The sequence below is a fragment of the Komagataeibacter kakiaceti JCM 25156 genome, assembly GCF_000613305.1.
This window is the reverse complement of the sequence record NZ_BAIO01000863.1, coordinates 1-631: the sequence shown is the minus strand read 5'-3', so window position 1 is coordinate 631 and position 631 is coordinate 1. Positions and strand designations below refer to the sequence as shown.

1 pseudogene is annotated in these 631 nt (G+C 69.1%); it reads right to left on the bottom strand.

Annotated features, from left to right (window positions below):
• Nucleotides 1–631: pseudogene (locus JCM25156_RS26590) on the bottom strand (elongation factor 1-alpha C-terminal domain-related protein); the annotation flags it as partial.

Here is a 631-nt window from a genome sequence, read left to right as displayed (position 1 = left end):
CCACAGCGAAACGGTGCTGCCCGTGGGGTGGATGGCGTTGCGCCCCGCGACACTTTCGGCCACGCCAACCAGCGGCGCGCCGCCCACGATCTGCTGGTTACGGTCAACCAGCACGCCGCGACCATCCGCCGTGCCGGGCAGGAAGGGGTCGAACAGCATGGTTTCGGAGACCGCCAGTGTGATTTCGGCAAAGCTTCGGGCGGGACTTCCGTGGCGGGGTGTTCGGTCAGGTCTTCCAGCCGCACGACGGAATCGATGGCCGCGACCGTCACCTGGTGTTCCGCCGTGGCGAGACGCAGCTTGAAGCTTTCACCCACGCGCAGCGGTTCCTGGCGCAGCCAGAACAGGCGCGTGCGGATCCGCGCGGCCCGCAGCGGCGCGTCGGATGCCGGGAACAGGAAATCCCCACGATCGGGAATCACGTCCGGCTCCAGCGTCACGGCCACGGACTGCCCGGCAATGGCGGCGACCTGCGGGGCGGTGTGCCAGCTTTCGATCGTGGCGATGCGCGCGCGCGCGCATGCGTGCCCACCACCACTTCATCACCCACGCGGATGCGGCCACGCTCGATGCGGCCCACCACCACGCGCTTGGTGTCGAAGCGGTAGACATCCTCACCGGCAGGCGCAGC